The sequence below is a fragment of the Psychroserpens jangbogonensis genome (assembly GCF_000797465.1).
GTDB lineage: Bacteria > Bacteroidota > Bacteroidia > Flavobacteriales > Flavobacteriaceae > Psychroserpens > Psychroserpens jangbogonensis.
Genome location: NZ_JSWG01000009.1, coordinates 261,955 through 282,085, shown reverse-complemented (window position 1 = coordinate 282,085; position 20,131 = coordinate 261,955). Strand labels below are relative to the sequence as shown.

The following is a 20,131-nucleotide window of genomic DNA, read 5'->3' as shown; positions in this document are numbered from 1 at the left end:
GCATTTTCATGAAATTTTTAAAAAAATTCCTCAAGCGAACACTTATCATAATTGGAGTATTAGTCCTTATAATGTATGTTTTTGATTATGGTTATATCTTAAGAGGCGTTCGTGTCGTCTATTTCACAGGTCATAATACAGCCTTTATTGACGATTTCCCTTATTTTGAAAACGATATCATCGAGAAAGGAGATAAAACAGATGTTTGGTCAAATCACAAAGATTATAATTCGGTTGAAGCTACGGGAATCTTAAAAAGAGCAAATGAAAACTGGGGAACCGTTGCCTTTGTAATCATAAAAAATGATAGCATTTGGTTTGAAGAATATTATGATGGCTTTGACGAAAACTCGAAAACAAATTCGTTTTCTATGGCAAAAAGTTATGTTTCAGGTTTATTAGGTAAAGCGATTATGGACGGTCATATTAAAAGTTTAGATCAACCTATAAGTGACTTTTATCCAGAGTACAGTTATGCAAAAACTACTGTTGGCGATTTAGCATCCATGGCTTCTGGTTTAGACTGGGTTGAGCATTATACTAGCCCTTTTTCTGTTACAGCTAGAGCTAATTACGATGATGATTTGGCCGAAACAATTTTAAATCAAAAGGTAATCAAAACACCTAGTGTTGAATTTGAATACTTAAGTGGAAGCACACAATTATTAGGAATGATTATTGAAAAAGCTACTGACAGAACATTATCAAATTATCTATCTGAGAGTTTCTGGAAACCTCTTGGCTCTTCAGATAATGCTTTATGGCAATTAGATGATGAAGATAATAGACTGGCTAAAGCATTTTGTTGTATTGGAAGCAGCGCAAAAGACTTTGCACGTTTTGGAAAACTATATAAAGATCATGGAAAATGGAATGGTCAACAAATTTTAGATTCTGCATTTGTAGCTAAATCTGTAGTACCTCGTTTTCCTCAAAGTCCAGAATATGGATATGGTTGGTGGTTAAAAGAACATCTAGGGAAAGATTTTTTTATGATGCAAGGACATCTAGGTCAATACGTAATGGTTGAGCCTAATGATAATATTATTATTGTTAGATTAGGCCATTCTAAAGGGCCAGGTAACCCATTAGAAACCTATACTGACGACATTTCTATTTATATTGAAGAAGCTTACGAAATGCTAAACAAATAGCATTTATCTAAATTAATATTATCAATCATTTAGTATTATAGAATATATTCTATATATTTAATGCTGTATACTTATACACTTATGAAATACATTAAGCTCATTACATCCCTTTTAGCTATGATGGCTATATTTTATGTTTTGAATACAAAACTTGGTAGTCTTCCTCCTTTAGGAAAGTTTTTAGCACCATCTGAAGGTATTTGGCAAAACGAAACAGATGATTCTACCAATGGTATTGTTTCCATTAACGGTCTGGAAGATGAAGTTACTGTACATTACGATGCTCAACTTATTCCTCATGTATTTGCGAAAAACGATTATGACCTATACAAAGCTCAAGGCTATATTACAGCCAAACATCGTTTATGGCAAATGGAATTTCAAACTTTTGCTGCAGCTGGACGGATTTCAGAAATTATTGGAGAAAAAGGTTTGAATTTTGACAGAGCACAACGTAGAAAAGGAATGCTTTTTGGTGCTGAAAACAGCTTAGAAGTTATAAAAAATGATCCAGAAGCGCTGAAATATCTTGAAGCTTACAGCGACGGCGTGAATGCTTATATAAGTCAACTTCAACCAGAAAACTATCCTGTTGAGTATAAATTATTAGGCTATCAACCAGAAGCTTGGAGTATTGATAAAACCATGAATTTGTTAATGTATATGACAGATATGCTTTGTGGAAGAGACTCTGATCTAGAGTACACTAATATGCTTCGTAAATTTGGAAAAGAGCGTTTTGATTTATTATTTCCAGACTTTTTTGATGTCAATGATCCTGTAATACCAAGTGAAAAAGATTGGAGTTTTATAGATGTCGAAATGACCGAAACACCTCTTGGAGAATTACCATTAGATTCCATTTCAGAAACTATGGAGAAACCGCATCCAAATAATGGAAGTAACAATTGGGCTGTTGCTCCACAAAAATCATATTCTGGTAATGCCATTTTAGCCAATGACCCACATTTAGGTTTAAAATTACCATCTATTTGGTTTGTGATGCAATTATCATCTCCAAATCAAAATGTGTTTGGCGCGACACTTCCTGGCGCATTAGGAATCATTATTGGATTTAATAATGATATTTCTTGGGGAGTTACAAATGCTACAAGAGATGTAAAAGATTGGTATAAAATTGAATTTCAAGATAAAACTAGAAAGGCTTATAAATACGATAATGCTTGGAAAAAAACGTCGGTACGAATAGAAGAAATTAAAATAAGGGATAAGAAAACTTATATCGATTCTGTAATATACACACATCATGGACCAGTGAGTTATGATCACACATTTAAAAGTAATGACGAGAAAAAAGGGTATGCGATGAAATGGGCTGGACATACTGGACATAACTTTACTAAGTTGTTTTTAAATCTAAATAAAGGGAAAAACTATGATGATTATTTAAATGCAATTTCAAATCATGTAGCACCAGCTCAAAATTTTGCTTTTGCTTCTACTAAAGGTGATATTGCGCTCTGGGTTCAAGGTCAGTTTCCTAATAAGTGGGAAGGTCAAGGAAAGTTTCTACTCGATGGAAGTAATCCAGAACACGACTGGCAAAGTTTTATTCCAAAAGAATTCAATGCACATATTAAAAACCCAGAACGTGGTTTTGTGGGATCTGCCAACCAACATCCAGTTGATGAATCATATCCGTTTTATGTATTTAATGATGGTTATGGAACCTATAGAAATCGAGTGATTAATGATTATTTCAGAGCGAGAGAGACTGTTAATATTCAAGATTTCAAAAACCTTCAAAACAATAACTTCAATCTAAAAGCGAAAGAACTCGTTCCTTTTATGCTTGAAAAAATGGAAACACCAGCACTAACAGAAAACGAGCAACTACTTCTTAACCATGTTAGACATTGGAATTTTAATAACAGTATTGATAATGTTGGACCAAGTATTTGGTCTACATGGATTAAACATTTGTATAGAATGACTTGGGATGAATTTAATGTAGAAGACGAAGCACTTAAAACCCCTTTTATATACCAAACGATTTATATGCTGAAGAACCATCCTAATGATCCATTTATGGATATTGTAGAGACGCCTGAAAAAGAAACAGCTATTGATTTATTTAGTCTCTCATTTAAGGCTGCATCCAAGGAACTAAATGAATGGAAAACTGAAAATGGAGACTACGAATGGAAAAACTATAAAGGCGCATATGTTGGTCATTTATTACAAGCATTACCTGCCTTTTCAAGGTTTGATATTCCTGTTGGAGGTGACCGAAATACTGTAAATGCCTCAGATGTTAATCATGGTCCTTCATGGCGAATGATTGTTGAAATGTCTTCTCCTCCTAAAGCCTATGGAATTTATCCTGGTGGTCAATCTGGAAATCCTGGAAGTGTCTACTACGATAATTTTATAGATGATTGGGCCGCAGGAAACTATTATGATTTATTATTTATGCAAGACCAAAACACAACTGAAGGTGTTACATCTACTCAAAAATTAACTCCAAAACAATGAAGAAGAACCTTATAAATTTTATTGCCACGATTATTATAGCTTTACTCCTATCTCAAATTTTACCTTGGTGGTCAGTTATGCTTGCGAGTTTTATAACTGCAGTTTTATTGAGTTTAAAAAGGAGTGCAGTATTTTTTGTTCCTTTTTTAGCTATTGCAGTGTTTTGGATGGTTTATGCCTTTTGGTTAACTAACGCTAACGATTTTACACTATCTAAAAAAATTGCTGTCTTATTACCGCTTCAAGGTAATCCTTACCTACTCATATTGGTAACAGGAATTGTTGGTGGATTAGCAGCAGGTATCGCAGCGATTTTCGGAAAACAATGTGCTTCTTTATTAAAACCTAAAGCCTAATAAAATGATATCTAAACTCAACTTAGAGCATATATTGTTTTTAGATATTGAAACTGTTCCTGAAACAGAGAGTTATTCTGATTTAGACGACACCAAACAACAACTTTGGGAGTCAAAATCGCAATATCAAAGACGAGATGATTATACAGCAGAAGAATTTTATGATCGTGCTGGTATTTGGGCAGAGTTTGGAAAAGTAGTTTGTATTTCAGTGGGATATTTCACCTACCAAGGAGATTTAAGAACATTTAGAGTGACTTCCTTCTATGGTGATGAAATTAAAATATTGAAAGATTTCAAAAACCTTTTAATCTCACATTTTAGTCAAACAAAGCATTTGCTTTGCGCGCATAATGGTAAAGAATTTGACTTCCCATATATTGCAAGACGAATGATCATTAACAACATTGAATTGCCTTATAAATTAAATTTATTCGGAAAAAAGCCTTGGGAAGTACCTCATCTTGACACATTAGAATTATGGAAATTTGGTGATTACAAAACCTATACGTCTTTAAAATTATTGACGAACGTTTTAGGGATTCCTTCTCCTAAGGATGACATTGATGGCAGCGAAGTATTTGCGGTGTATTATAAAGAAAATGATATAGATAGAATCGTTACCTATTGCGAGAAAGACACCATTGCTGTGGCTCAAATCTTTTTACGATTGCGAGGTGACGAATTACTTCATGATAATGAGATTGTTCATATTTAAGACCGCAAAAAGGATTGAATGGTTTGTTTGAAATCCTTTTTTTTAAAAAAAAGATTGAGCAGTGAAAGCCTGTTTTCTAGCATTACTAGAAATTTGCTCAAATAAAAAAAGCCCAGACATTACATCTGGGCTTTCTCTTTTTAATAATTGTATCTTAATTAGTTTCTAATAAACTTTTTAGTTAAGATTTCATCACCATCATTTACTTCAATAAAATACATTCCAGCCTCTAAACTGCTCACTTTAATTTGACCAGTAGAGTTGCCTTTCGTTATTATTTGACCTAACATGTTTTTAATCACATATTCAAATTTACCGCCTTCAGATAATTCCACATTTAGAATATCTCCTTTAACAGGGTTTGGATGAATTCGTAAATCCATTTCAGAGATTTCTGCTTCATTCAAACTACCGACAATTGCTAAATTGTTAATCTCTCCTCGACTCGAATTAGTTCCTGTAATAGTCACTTGATCTATATGAATATAATCTTGATTTCCAGAGGCATCATTTCTAAATCTAAATCCAGAATTCACCGCAAAATTATATTCAGAAGGTGTAAGTGTAATGGTTGCGTTATAGAAATTACTATTTTCTATTCCTGATCCTGCTACCCAGGTTGCAGCTGTAATATAGCTAGAACCATCATAAAATTGTAACCAGAAATCTTCACCGCTTTCCATACTAAACACATAGAAATAGAAATCTACTACCACTTGTGAGTAAGGTGTAACATCAATATTAGATAATGTCATCACTGATGAACTTGTATTATCTCTTAGTCGTATTGAGTAACTTCCTTCATAAGATCTAGTACCAGTATATCTAAAAGAATCACTTCCTCCATCTACCCAGCCGTCCCAGCCAGTTTCAAAATATCCTTTATTTAAAACTACGTCACTTGTAGAACAAGGTGAACAAGAAGAGCCTCCACAATCTACGCCTGTTTCATCTCCATTTTGAATACCATCATTACAAGTTGGTGCCACAGGTTCTAATAAATTGATATTATCAATAGCTATATCTGCTTGCCATGTGTTTCCTACAAAACGGTTAAACCTTAATTGAACATTACTTCCTGCATAAGCAGAAAAATCTAATTCAATTGTATTCCATTGGTCTCCTTGATTTCCTGTTTGATTCCAAATACTTGTCCAAGAAGCACCATCATCATCAGATAATTCAAGATCAATAGATCCCATATTTGCTGCACCAAACATATGATAATCGAAACTAAATGTTGGTGTTGAAACTGCACTTAAATCAAAACAAGGTGAAGTTAAAATTGCTCTTTTATCAGGATATCCTGTTCCATTACCCGATGCTTCGACATAAATATAACTAGAACCTTGATTTGCTGAAGAAGGTCCAGTTCCAGAAGATGGTGTTGTTCCAGAATTAACTGCCCAATCTATATCATCAGCAGTTGATTGTGACCAAGCTCCAAATGAGCCTTCAAATCCTTCGGAATAAGGGTAAGATGTAATTCCTCCTGAACATCCAGTTGAAGGGTCAGAAACATTTACTGTTCTTGTTACTTGAGCAGCTGCATTTCCTGCTGCATCACTTACGTTATAGTTCACAAAATACGTTCCAGCCAAACTGGTGTTTACAGAACCTGTTGTAACAATACTCGAAGTAAGATTGCCATCTATGTTATCCGAAGCAGTCGCACCTTGTTCGCTATACGTATCTCCTACTAATAAGTTTATTGTAGATGCTCCAACCAATACAATAACTGGTGGTGTTGTATCTGCAGCTACATTTACTGTTCGTGTCACTTGAGCAGCTGCATTTCCAGATGAATCACTTACATTATAATTTACAAAATATGTGCCTGCAGAAGCTGTATTAACTGTTCCTGAAGTAACTATACTAGATGTTAAGTTTCCATCTATATTATCTGTTGCAGTTGCTCCTTGTTCTGAATAAGTGTCTCCAACATTTAAGTTTATCGTTGAAGCTCCAACCAATACTATTACTGGTGGTGTTATATCTTCAGCTACATTTATTGTTCTTGTTACTTGAGTTGCTGCATTTCCAGACGAATCACTTACGTTATAATTCACAAAATATGTACCTGCAATTGTAGTATTAACTGCTCCAGTAGTAACTATACTAGATGTTAAATTTCCATCTAAATTATCTGTAGCAGTTGCACCTTGTTCAATATAAGAATCTCCAATATTTAAGTTAATTGTTGAGGCTCCATTCAAGGTAATAACAGGAGCTGTTGTATCAGGATTTACAGTAACCGTTCTTGTTACTTGAGTAGCAGCATTTCCAGCAGCATCACTCACATTGTAAGTAATTGTGTATAATCCAACCACATTAGTATCTACTGTATCTCCACCAACATTAATACTACTTGTTAAATCACCATCAATATTGTCTGAGGCTGTTGCGCCTTGATCAGAATAAGAATCACCAAGTTCTAAACTAATATTTGCAGACCCAATAATTGTAATCACAGGAGCTGTTGTATCAGGAATCACATTTACAGTTCTAATCACTTCAGAAGCGGCATTACCTGCAGCATCACTTACATTATAAGTGACCACATAAGTGCCTCCTAAGCTTGTATTGACTGTGTCTCCACCAATTATTATACTTGACGTAAGATTACCATCTATATTATCTGTAGCAGTTGCTCCCAATTCTGAATAGGTTTCGCCAACATTTAAATTTAATGTTGAAGCACCATTCAATGAAATTACTGGAGCTTCAGTATCTGGTCCGTTGCCTTCAATAACAACTGTATAATCTTCAACTTCACCATACTGAAAAGTTTCACATTCTGTTGGTATACCATTATACTTCATAGAAACTCTCATTCTTGTAGAATTCTCAACAGCACCTGATGGAATTGTAAAACTACCACTTACAGGAGTTGATTGCGTTGCAGCTTGAGACCAAACAAGTTCTCCAGCATCTCCAAAATCACCATCTCTATTATAATCTATCCAAACAGCATACCCTTCGCTATAAACTGTTCCAGTCCAAGTTGGTGTTACTGTTATTGTATATTGAGTATCTATTGTTAATGTTGTTGATATACTTGTAAAATCTGTATAAAACTGACCACCTGATGCGTTATCAATCGTATTTAATTGAACACGACCTATATATTCATCGTTAATATTTGTACTTGCTGAAGCGCAATAATTTAACTGTACATCAGTAGTTGTAAAGTTTACTGAACTACTATAAACTGAATTACTTCCACCAGAACATTTACTTCTTACTTGAGCTTCATACTGAGTTAAAGCAGTTAGACCTGTAGCATTTAAAGAAATTCCATTAACTGCCGTAGTTATCCAAGTAGATGCTCCAACTTCACGATATCTTAAATCGTAGCTTGCGCCAGGAACAGCGGTCCAACTTATAGTTGCTGAAGTTGTAGACACATTAGATGCTCCTAAACCAGTTGGTACGTCAGCATTACAAACAACTGGAGCTCCAATTGTAAAGTTTGTATTTGAAATATCAAAGAAAATATTATTAGCTCCTCGAACCATTACTCTATTTTGATTTCCTTGACTGTTTGGTACAACAATATCATGTGAACCATCATTTGTCACTCCAGAGGCCAACGATACTGAATAGGTATCACCTCCATCAGTTGAAAGAAAAATATCAACATTTGCAGCATTAACTCCATTTCCTGTAGTACCAGCAACATTCCATGTGACAGTTTGTGTAGTACCAGCATCCCAAGTCACATTTGTATTCGGTGAATTAAGAACGAATGGTCCAGCTGTACCATTTACAGTAACAACCATATCATCACTACTATTTGTTCCTCCTCCTGCAACATTATCTCTAACGGTTAATCTAAAATTAAGCGATCTAGCAACATTAGGAACAGCTTCCCATTGCCATGATGTTGCACCAGTTTTTATAGTTGAAAGTCTTGGAAAATAACGACTTGTAGATGTCGTTGGTTCATAAGCTCTAAAAGCAACACCTGTTGTTGCAGTTGTACTTGGATATGTAGAGGATGCATTATTTTCATCCATCTGTTCCCAACTATAAGTCAATGCGCCAGCTGCTGTATCGGCATCAGTTGCTGACCCGTCTAAAACAAAAGCAGTTCCATTTGGAATTGTATAATTAGAACCTGCGTTTACTGAAGGAACAGCGTTCCCAGTATTTGTATTCGTTTGGCAACTTGTACTTTTAACATAATCTGTTACTTGTTCTATTGAAGCTGCATGGAAATTAGGATGTACGTTAGGCTCAACATCTGTAGCTCCTGTAATTCCAGCATAACTCATAATAGTAGTTCCACTTCCTGGTTCCATTTGAACATTAGTTCCTTCATTACCACCATGTGTCCATGTATGATTAGCGCCAAATTGATGGCCCATTTCATGTGCTACATAATCTACGTCAAAGAATTCTCCTGTAGGCACTGTTGCAGAAGTCCACCCACTACCTTTTTGATTATTTACACACACGCATCCAATACATCCAGCATTACCATTGTTTTGTAGATTAGCAAATAAGTGTCCAACATCATAGTTTGCCTCTCCAATTGTACTTGTAAGTTCTGATTGAAGTTGTCCGTTATAAGATCCTGTAGTTGTATATGGGTCACTTCCAGAGTTCGTGAAAATAACATCATCTGTATTATTAATCAATATCATAGTCACGTTGAAATCGGTTTCAAAAATCCCGTTTACACGAGTCATCGTTTGAACAATTGCAGCCAATGCTAATGCTTTTGTGCCTCCATGGTAATTGGTGTATTCTCCTGTAGCAGAAACCACTAATCTGTATGTTCTCAGGATACTATCATCTGCATTCCTCATAGACATGCCGCTATCAGAATTCATGGATCTATTCATACTTTCTGTTACAGAGCATTCAAAATCATTATTTACATTTAGTTTATTTGCTCTAGTAAATACTGAATAGACAGAAGCGTCTTCAGTCACAGCTTCAATAAAAGAAGCAGGTTTATTAGCCGAAAATCTAATACTTTGAAAACCTAAAGGTGTTACACTAAATCTTATAATTGCTGTAGGATCATCTATTCCTTGACCAGCATATGATTTAATTTCAGGGTATCTCGCAGCTAATTCAGTATCCATTACTGAAGCTTCAAAAACTCTAAAGCGTTCGAATTCGCCATTAGCATTCGGAAATGATAAAACCACATTAGATGATTTGGATAAATCTCCTCTTTTGGGAGTCTTTTCTAAAGCTTGCCTTAAACCTTCAGTGTTTAAAGAGAAGGTTTGTGATCTTGGAAGATCTTGTTTACTTGGTTTTACTCTAAGATTGTTGTCAATTGGTTGTTTTTGCCAAAGTGCTTTACCTTGAGACATTGCAAAACTTGTGCTCATCAAAAAGACGAGTAGGAGTAATTTAATTTTCATTATTTAGAAGGATTAAAGGATTAATTTAATAGCGAAAAAATTCGATAATGAAAATAGGATTTTTCACAAAGAAATTACCAAAATGTTAATAAGTTTGCATCAAAAATCAAAAATATACGGTTTTTCCGCATGTATTTAAAAGAAAAATACTACAATCAATAATTAATCACAAAACCGTTTTATGCTCTATAAAAAAGAGCCCAGATTAAAACCTGAGCTCTTGTAATTATATGTGATTTAGGTTTACCTAATAATTAGCTTTTTACTAATTGTACCTTTAGTATTGGTAAGTTGAACTAAATAAACTCCTTTTGAATAATTAGAAGAATCTATAACATTAATAGCGCTATCAATATTCAAGTCTGTTCTTATAATTTCTCTTCCTTGTATATCATACAGAACAAACGATGTGTCTTCTGTCAATTGTCCATTTACAATAATCTCTTTAAAATCAGAATTATTATAAATTTGAATATTATTAAGGCCAGCTTCTACAACAGATAACGTCTCAGTCTCAAATCTCAGATAAAAACGTCCTGTACCTAATAAGTTTGTTTCTGCAGTTAAATTATAATCTGATGTGTTCAATAATGTAACTGTATTTGTAAGCGTGTCTTCAAAATACACATTATATTCTAAGTCTGTAGTGTCCATACTTATACTTACTTGCTGACCTTGTAAAAGATTAATACCTATAGGAATTAAAGTGCTTCCGTTTACATCATTGAATCCAATAGTTTGAATTGCCATGTTTAAATCTTCACCACCTTCAGTTAGTTCAGAATAAATTGAAAAAGATGAAGGTTCTTCTGCATATAATTCGGCGTCATAACCAATATCAAGGCCTAAAGAAGCATTATTCTCAAAATATATATCTGTATTATAGGTTTTATCTGGTCTACTCATTGTGATTACAAAATGAGCCAAGTTTGAATTTCTTCCGGCTATAAAATCGTCTGAAGTCCCAATAGTTCTCATTGAAGGATTAAAGATGACGTTTGAACCACCAACTTTAGACGACACAAAGAACCCTTGTCCAGGCGCTATTAAACTACCAGGATTATTATCTGAATAGGCCATATTCCAAATCGTCCATTCGGTTCCAAATGTTATGTCTGCATCATAACCATATACTGCTACAGTATTAGGATCTAATTCGGTTAGGTTTGCCAATAAGAAATCTTCTACTTTAATATAAGATGTATATGGGTTACCGACTAAATTCCATTTTGCATATTCTGTACCTGAACTCACGATAGGGATACTTAATGCTGTATTAGTAACTGAACCTTCAAAAGTAAAAGTCCCGTCATCGGTAGATGCTGCTCGATAGCCTTTTGCAACTTCGAGATTTACAGCTTCAACATTAGAAAACAATCCATAATCATTTAATGGTTTCTCAAAAGGTCCAAACAAATATAAAGTTTCACCTGTGTTAGCAAATACATTTGAGTTATTAGAGATAAAGCTTGTAAAGGCTTCACCGCTTACTGGTGGAGAAATTAAATCATTCCCTCCAGCATTATCAGTGACATGTCGATTATATTTAACATCTCCTGTTACTGTGCCATCAACTAATAAACTTGAAAATATTGTTGAACTAGAATTTAATACAAGGTTTCCGTTATTCATAACATCGATATCTCCTCCAACGGTAATATTGTTTGCTTGATCAATATCAATTGAAGCACCTGAATTTACAGTTAAATCATTTATACTAATGTCAGTTGTATTCACATTATACAGACCATCCAATATTAATACATTATCGGCCGTTGTAGTTCCGTCAGGCGCACTTGGATCCCAAGTACCTCCAGAAAATAATAAACCATCATATTTGACATTAACCGTGTAATCTTCTACTTCACCATCAAAATTTGTTAGACAAGACGTTGGATCCACATTGTACTGTGCAGATACTCTCATTCTTGTATTACCAAAAATCATACTTTCAGGAATGGTAATAGGTAAGGTAGGTAAAGCTCCATCTGGTACATCAGTTACATCTCCTAAATCATACTCTTCTCCAGGATCATCAAAGTCGCTATCTTGATTCCAATCAATCCATACAAATGCATTAACCGTATAGTCTCCATCTGTATCTACATGAACAGTGAGGTCTACGTTTGTCCCTTGAAAAATATCTGTGCTAATATTTGTAAAATCTTCATAACCTACATCTTTTGGAGAACCATCTGCATTATCAATTGTTCCAAAAATCACTCGAGTCACTCCGGTTTGAAAAGATGTATCTCCAGAAGATTCACAGTAGGTTGCTTCAACTACATTTACAGTTCGTGTAACTTCAATAGCATCATTTCCAGCAGCATCACTTACATTAAAGGTCACAAAATAAACACCTAAACTATTTGGGTCAACAGTATCTCCACCAACGACAATACTTGAAGTTAGATCGCCATCCTCATTATCGGTAGCAGACGCACCCGGTTCTGTGTATGTTGATCCCATTATTAAATCGATTGTAGAAGCACCATTTAAAGTAATTACAGGAGCTTCTGTATCTGGGATTGGAGCTCCAATTCCAATATGATCTATAGCCATATCACTCGCGAAACCGTTTCCTGTTGTTCCAGTAATCCTTAGTTTAACATTTTGATTGAGGTATGAAACTAAATCAATATTCTGAATGTTCCAGACATCACCTTGATCTCCGGCTATTGCAAAAATACTTGTCCAGATAGTACCATCATCGTTTGAAATTTCCACTTCAAGAGAACCAGTATCAGCTCCATATAAATGATAGTAGAATGATAAGGTAGCATCTGTAAGACCATTTAAATCAAAACATGGGCTTTCAAAAACAGCCGCTGCATTAGCTCCTATTTCTCCAGGAGATCCGTTTGAAGAAGCTTCAAGAAATAAGTAGTTTCCACCAACTGTAATATCATCTGAAGGTCCAGTACTTCCAGAAGGAGTCGTACCTGAGTTTAAAATCCAATCACCAGCATCTCCAGATCCTTGATTCCAATCTCCTAATCCACTATCAAAAGTTTCTAAATAAGGATAAGATACTATTTGAGTTCCGGAACAAGGTGGTAACACTGTTGTAGTAAACGTAATTATTCCAGAGTAGGCAGAAGTTGAGTTGTCTGGACAACGGCTTCTTATTTGTGCCTCATAATCTGTTTCTGGTGATAATCCCATTAAATCAAAAGTTGCATTACTAGTAGAAGCATCTAGCCAAGTACCAGATCCAACTTCTCTATATTGGATGTCAAAAACTACAGATGCGATAGCATCCCAAGATAAGGTTGCTGTAGTCGCTCCAACATTAGAACTTGCAAAATTAGCAGGTACTGTAGCTGTACACGTAATTGGTGCTCCAATAGTAAAATCGGTATCTGAAATGTCGAAGAAGATATTATTCTCTCCTCTTACCATGACTCTATTTTGATTACCTTGATTGTTTGGCACTACAATATCATGTGAACCATCATTTGTAACTCCAGTAGCTAAGGTTATTGGATATGTATCTCCACCATCTGTTGATAGGAAAATATCAACATTTGCTGCATTAATTCCATTTCCTGTTGTACCAGCTTCATCCCAAGTTATTGTTGCAAAAGCATCTGCATTCCAGGTTACATTTGTGTTTGGAGAATTGACCACAAAAGGTCCAGCAGTACCATTTACGGTAACTACCATATCTGCACTACTATTAGTTCCTCCTCCGACAACATTATCTCTAACAGTAAGTCTAAAATTAAGGGTTCTACCAATATCAGGTACAGCTTCCCATTGCCAAGATGTAGCTCCTGTTTTAATTGTTTCTAGTCTAGGAAAATACCGATTCGTTTCAGTAACAGGTTCATAAGCTCTAAAAGCAACACCTCCTGTTTTCGTTGGGCTTGGAAATGTTGATAAATTTCCATTATCATCTATTTGTTCCCAACTATAGGTTAATGCACCCGCTGCTGTATCAGCGTCAGTTGCTGATCCATCTAATTCGAATGCTGTTCCGTTAGGTATTGTATAATCTGAACCTGCATTTACAACAGGAACAGCGTTGCCTGTAGGGAAATCAGTTTGACAATTTGTAGTCTTTATATAATCTGTAACTTGTTCAATAGACAAAGAATGAAAATTAGGATGTACATTATTCGCCACATCAGTAGCAGCACCTGTAATTCCTGCATAACTCATAATGGTCGTTCCACTTCCTGGTTCTGCTTGTACTCCAGAACCTTCACTTCCTGCATGAGTCCAAGTGTGATTTGCTCCAAATTGGTGTCCTATTTCGTGAGAAACATAATCAACATCGAAAAATTCTCCTTCTGGCACTACAGCTGTTGTCCATCCACTACCTTTTTGTCCATCAACGCAAACACAACCTATACAACCTGCATTTCCGCTATTTCCACCTGTTCCAAATAAATGGCCTATATCGTAATTGGCTTCACCAATTTCTGCAGTTAAAGTAGCTTGTAATTGACTATTGAGATTTCCAGTATATGGATCGGAAGTTCCATCTGTGTATATCACATCATCAGTATTAGCAATTAATGTCATTGTAACATTGAAATCAACTTCAAAGATCCCATTAACTCTTGTCATGGTTTGGTTGATTGCTGCTAAAGCATCTGCAACAGTACCGCCATGATAAGCTGTATATTCTCCAGTCGCAGACACTGCTATACGATATGTTCTTAAAATACCATCATCGGCATTTCGCATTGCCATGTCATTATCTGAATTTAAAGTGCTGTTCATACTCGCTGATACTGAACACTCAAAGTCGTCATTCATGTTGATTTTCTGTTCTCTAGAAAACACAGCATATACACTGGTATCATTTGTTAAAGCTTCTATAAATACTGCTGGTCGATTTGCCGAAAGACTAATACTTTGAAATCCTAAGTGGGATATACTAAATCTTATTATTGCAGTAGGGTCGTCAATTCCCTGACCTGCATATGATTTTATATCTGGATATCTGGCTGCCAATTCTGGATGCATTATAGACGCTTCAAAAACTCTAAAACGCTCAAATACACCATCTGCATTAGGAAATGATAGAATCAAATTAGATGATTTACCAATTTGTGCTGATTGTTCTAAAGCTTGTCTTAAACCATCGGTATTTAAAGAAAACGTTTGTGATCTTGGAAGATCTAGTTTACCTGGCTTTACTCTAAGATTGTTGTTAATTGATTGTTTTTGCCAAAGTCCTTTATTTTGAGCCATTGCAAAACTTGTGCTCATCAAAAAGATGAGTAGGAGTAATTTAATTTTCATAATTTCAAAAACCTTTAGGGAGTTAATGTTTGCAAATATATCACATTTGAGAGCTTTTTAATCCGTAACATGCATTAAAAATCGTCAAAACGCAAACGCACAAAACACAACTACCTAATAATTAGCGAATTAATATATCTGGGGTTTTTGGTTTGTGAGCTTATAAATGATAAGGATAATGAGGTCTCTTATCTTCTTAATAAAAAAGAGCCCAGATTAAAACCTGAGCTCTTGTAATTATATGTGATTTATAAAGTTTACCTAATAATTAGCTTTTTACTAATTGTACCTGTAGTATTGGTAAGCTGGACTAAATAAACTCCTTTTGAATAATTGGAAGCATCTATAATATTAATAGCATTGCTTGTATTTAAATCTTTTCTAATAATTTCTCTTCCTTGAATATCATACAGAATAAATGATGTGTCTTCGGTCAACGGACCTTTTACAATTATCTGTTTTGTATCAGAATTATTAAAAACTTGAACATTACTAAGACCAGAGTCTACAATTGATAATGTTTCTGCTTCAAACCTAATATAAAAACGTCCAGTACCAATTAAATCTGTATCTGCCGTTAAATTATATTCAGATGTATTTAAAAGTGTGACTGTATTTGTAAGTGTATCTTCTAAATATACGTCATAATCTAAATCTGAAGTGTCCATACTTATACTTACTTGCTGACCCTGTAAAAGATTAATGCCTAAAGGAACTAAAGTACTTCCATTTACATCGTCGAATCCAATAGATTGAATTGCCATGTTTAAGTCTTGACTCCCTTCGGTTAATTCTGAATAGATAGAATATGATAACGGTGTTTCTTCAAAAAGTTCGGCATCATAACCTATATCTAGCCCTAAAGAGGCATTTTCTATAAAATAAATATCAGTACCAAAAACTTTATCAGTAGACGTCATTTTAATTACAAAATGAGAAATAGTATTATCCGCGTTTCTTCCTTCTATAAAATCGTCTGTAGAACCTGTAGTTCTCATAGACGGTGTAAATGATACATTAGATCCGCCATCTTTTGAAGAGACAAAGAATCCTTGACCAGGAGCAATTAAAGTATTAGGGTTATCCTTTGAATAAGCAACATTCCATATGGTCCATACACTTCCGTCTGTGATATCAGCATCATAACCATATATGGCAACACTTTGAGCATCCAACTCAGTTAAGTTTGCATTTAAAAAATCTTCTAATTTTATGTATGAAGTATAAGGGTTACCTATTAAATTCCACTTGGCAAAATCGATTCCTGTTTTCACTATAGGAACATTTAATGATCCCGTAGTAACTGAACCCGAAAATGTAAACGTCCCACCATCTGTAGAGCCCGTTCGATATCCTTTAGCTGCTTCAAGATTTACGGCCTCAACATTAGAAAATAGTTGATAATGATTTATTGGTTTTTCAAAAGGTCCAAAAAGATAAACCGTCTGTCCAGAATTAGATAGTATGTTGGAATTATTAGAAATAAAGCTTGTAAAGGACTCACCACTCACTGGTGGCGAAATAATATCATTTCCGCCAGCATTTGATGTGACATGACGATTGTACTTTACATCTCCAGCTACTGAACCCTCAACAATTAAACTAGAGAATTCATCAGAATCAGAATTTAAAATAAATTCACCAAAATTTCTTATGTCTAGAGCAACTGCTACAGATTGTCCTTTTTCAACATTAATTGTTGCTCCAGAATTTACAATAATGTTGTTAACACTAATTGCAGAGTCAACATTATATATTCCATCTAATAATAGAACCTTTTCAGATGTAGTTGTACCATTTGGAGCGCTAGGTATCCAAGTATTATTTGTGAATAAAAGACCATCGTAAACAATATTGACTTTATAATCTTCTACTTCACCGTAACCAAAGGATTCGCATTCTGTTGGTATTCCATCATATTTCATTGAAACTCGCATTCTAGTCTCTCCATAATTAATGTCTGTAGTTGGTAATGTAAAAGTTCCAGAAACTGACGCGCTATTGGTTGCAGCCTGTGTCCAAACTTGCTCTCCACTATCTGAAAAATCACCATTATGATTATAGTCTATCCATACAGAATAGCCTTCATTAAATGAATTACCTGGCCAATCTGGTGAAACTGTTATTGTATATTGTGTACCTGATAATAAATTAGTGATTAGAGAAGGAGTGTCAGTAAAATCTGAATAACCTGTTCCGTCTGTTCCGACTCCTGAATTATTGTTATCTAAGGTGTTAAGTTGCACTCTATTTATGTATTCGTCAGAAGTATCATTTCCGTTAGACGCACAATAGTCATAGTCGTCAACTATAACAATATGGTCAATTGCAATATCACTACTCCAACCATTACCTGTTATACCAGTAAATCTAAATTTTACGGTTTCGCCGAAATAACTACTTAAGTCTATGTTTTGTGTATTCCATTGATTACCAAGATTACCGGATTCTGTAAATATATTTGTCCAATTATCACCATTATCTGATGATATCTCTAAATTTAATGTCCCAACGTCTGTTCCGAACATATGATAATAAAATGAAAAAGAACCCGTAGTAAAGTTTGTAAGATCAAAGCATGAACTCGTTAAGATAACAGTGGCATTAGAACCCACACCACTAGATGATGCTTCAGTAAAAAGATAATTACCATTACCAGTATTATCATCTGAAGGTCCTGTATTATTTGAAGGCGTTCCATTTGCATCTAAAGACCAATCTCCGGAATCTCCAGAATCTTGTGTCCAGTCTCCTAATCCAGAATCAAAAGTTTCTAAATAAGGGAAAGAAGATATCAATGTTCCCACACATGCAACTGCATCTGAGGTTGTAAATAGAACCGAACTGCTATAAGCAGAATTGAAATTACCACAATTACTTCTTACTTGAACCTCGTATTGCGTTAATGCAGTTAAACCCGTTAGCTGTTTAGTTGCCTCTGAAACTGTAGTTGTTGTCCAAGAAGGCTCTCCTTGTTCCCTATAGCGCAAGTCGTAAGTTATTCCAGATATTTCATCCCAACTTAATGTTGCTGAAGTAGTGCTTACATTCGAAGCTTGCAGTCCTGTTGGTATACTCGCTAAAGGAGTCAATAGAACATTTGCTAAAACAACTGTATTACCATCAGTTATTGATTGGCCTGAAACCGTTACTGGTTGATAACATGGCGCTTCGAATAATAAGTCATAAGTACCTGCTTTAATTGGTCTGTAATAATCGCCATCCACATCTGTATAAATTTCAGAACCATAATCATCATGACCTACAATGGTTACTTTTGCGCCTTCAATTTCTAGAGAAGGATTCGTTGCATCTGCTACAATTCCTCTAAAGCCATAAGTTCCTTGAGTTAAAAAATCTAATAAGGCATCTCTATTATAATACCAATAATCAACTAATGAACTCTCGGCTAAAATTTTAACATCGGAAAGCTCTATTGTAATTTCTCTACATTGCTCATAAAAATTCATGTAATCCTGTCTTCCTCCATAAACACGATACCATTCTGCTCCATGAGTTACACCAGGACTTTGTGCATAATCATTATGCCATGCTTGGTTACCTGCACTCTCATCCCAGTCATCATCATCAGTCATATATGAAGCTTTATTACTATATGATGGTGTTGAACTTGGTCCTGCGTTTGCATCTGTTTGACAATGTGTGGCATATTCTATACCAATGTGCTCAAACCAATCATTATCTGCATGAATATATTGAGCGGAATACGCATTATCAAAAGGATAATTAACTAATTCTGTTCCACCATGAAAATTTGCTGACAATACAAAGTTATGTGCCTCTGCAAAAGCCATAAACGCCAAAGTTTCTGTTTGATAAACTTCGGTATCAGGATGTGCTCCAGCAACGTTATCTGGATAATTTCTATTCAAATCAATATTTAAGGCGTTACCTCTTCTTGAACCAGTCACTGAAGTATTACCCGAACTATTATGATAAGTCCCATCTGGATTTGCGCTTGGGTTAATCCAAATTTCTGCATTCTCAACTAAATTTTTAATTCTAGCATGATCTGAATGACCAGTATTATTATAAACCGTTAGTATATAATCTATTAATGATAGCATCATTGGATAGCCAGCAATCTCATCTCCATGCATTGAAGAGGTTAGCATAAGTTTTGGCTCTTGCTCATCTGTAGCAACATTATCTGATATTTTTACAAATAGTAAATCTTTATCTCCTTGATGAGTCGCACCTATATTTACCATCTCAACTAATCCAAAATTATCATCTTCAAAATGTTGCATTTGATGTGCATACTCTGCATAAGTTGGATAAGAAGCTAGAGGAAATGTAAGTTGATCACCAGGAGCTCTAGCAGCCAAAGGTCTTACATCATATATGACAGATTCATCAACTTCATTTTCGCTTTTGGGTATACTGTAAGGAATGTTTTTAGTTACAAATCTTCTAAACTGAGCTTCGTTTGCCCAGGCCTTAACAGTATTAGTGTTAGGGTCATAATTAACTAGAGACATGTCACGTGTTAAAGCTTCTACATCTCCACCTCTTTCTATTTGAAACGTAAAGGTAAGTTCTCCCTTTGATGAAAGGTATTTTTCTGCTTTTTCTTGTTCTAAATCCTGTGATTTAAGTATTGAATTTTGTGCATTTACATTAAGTAAAAGCGTCAATAAAACGGCTAAGGTTAAAGTAATTCTTTTCATTTAATTTGGGGTATCAATGAATTTGATTTCAACAAATATATAACATCTAAGTGTGTTTTTATCCATAAAGCGCATA

Annotated in this window: 7 protein-coding genes; 4 read left to right on the top strand and 3 right to left on the bottom strand. The window is 34.9% G+C overall.

The features are described 5' to 3' along the window. Nucleotides 1-8: 8 nt before the first annotated feature. The 4 genes from RH81_RS08315 to RH81_RS08300 all read left to right on the top strand — a co-directional run bounded on the left by RH81_RS08315 (nt 9) and on the right by RH81_RS08300 (nt 4,724). Nucleotides 9-1,154, top strand: a complete 1,146-nt coding sequence (locus RH81_RS08315) for a serine hydrolase domain-containing protein (protein ID WP_033959669.1) — start codon at nt 9-11, stop codon at nt 1,152-1,154. Nucleotides 1,155-1,235: 81 nt separating this feature from the next. Next, nucleotides 1,236-3,650 carry a penicillin acylase family protein gene (locus RH81_RS08310; protein WP_033959668.1) on the top strand — a complete coding sequence of 805 codons (2,415 nt, stop codon included), beginning with the start codon at nt 1,236-1,238 and terminating at the stop codon, nt 3,648-3,650. Then, on the top strand, nt 3,647-4,006 hold the full coding sequence (locus tag RH81_RS08305) for a hypothetical protein (RefSeq protein ID WP_033959667.1): 360 nt from the start codon (nt 3,647-3,649) through the stop codon (nt 4,004-4,006). Before RH81_RS08310 ends, RH81_RS08305 begins: the two co-directional genes overlap by 4 nt. 4 nt (nt 4,007-4,010) lie before the next feature. Next, nucleotides 4,011-4,724, top strand: coding sequence for a 3'-5' exonuclease (locus RH81_RS08300; RefSeq protein ID WP_033959666.1), 714 nt, complete (start codon nt 4,011-4,013; stop codon nt 4,722-4,724). Between the two features lie 158 nt (nt 4,725-4,882). Here RH81_RS08300 and RH81_RS16435 read toward each other — a convergent pair whose 3' ends face one another. The 3 genes from RH81_RS16435 to RH81_RS08285 all read right to left on the bottom strand — a co-directional run bounded on the left by RH81_RS16435 (nt 4,883) and on the right by RH81_RS08285 (nt 20,055). Beyond that, nucleotides 4,883-10,108 carry an immunoglobulin-like domain-containing protein gene (locus tag RH81_RS16435; protein ID WP_081988251.1) on the bottom strand — a complete coding sequence of 1,742 codons (5,226 nt, stop codon included), beginning with the start codon at nt 10,106-10,108 and terminating at the stop codon, nt 4,883-4,885. A gap of 243 nt (nt 10,109-10,351) precedes the next feature. After that, complete coding sequence (locus tag RH81_RS16430) at nt 10,352-15,364, bottom strand: reprolysin-like metallopeptidase (protein ID WP_052172472.1); 5,013 nt, start codon at nt 15,362-15,364, stop codon at nt 10,352-10,354. Nucleotides 15,365-15,621: 257 nt separating this feature from the next. After that, entirely contained in the window at nt 15,622-20,055 is a 4,434-nt protein-coding gene (locus tag RH81_RS08285; RefSeq protein WP_033959665.1) for a M14 family zinc carboxypeptidase, read from the bottom strand. Nucleotides 20,056-20,131 lie beyond the last annotated feature (76 nt).

Bases quoted from the DNA above. Each gene is read 5' to 3' on its own strand.
- RH81_RS16435 (WP_081988251.1), bottom strand. From the start codon at position 10,108: ATGAAAATTAAATTACTCCTACTCGTCTTTTTGATGAGCACAAGTTTT.
- RH81_RS08285 (WP_033959665.1), bottom strand. From the start codon at position 20,055: ATGAAAAGAATTACTTTAACCTTAGCCGTTTTATTGACGCTTTTACTT.
- RH81_RS08310 (WP_033959668.1), top strand. From the start codon at position 1,236: ATGAAATACATTAAGCTCATTACATCCCTTTTAGCTATGATGGCTATA.
- RH81_RS16430 (WP_052172472.1), bottom strand. From the start codon at position 15,364: ATGAAAATTAAATTACTCCTACTCATCTTTTTGATGAGCACAAGTTTT.
- RH81_RS08305 (WP_033959667.1), top strand. From the start codon at position 3,647: ATGAAGAAGAACCTTATAAATTTTATTGCCACGATTATTATAGCTTTA.
- RH81_RS08300 (WP_033959666.1), top strand. From the start codon at position 4,011: ATGATATCTAAACTCAACTTAGAGCATATATTGTTTTTAGATATTGAA.
- RH81_RS08315 (WP_033959669.1), top strand. From the start codon at position 9: ATGAAATTTTTAAAAAAATTCCTCAAGCGAACACTTATCATAATTGGA.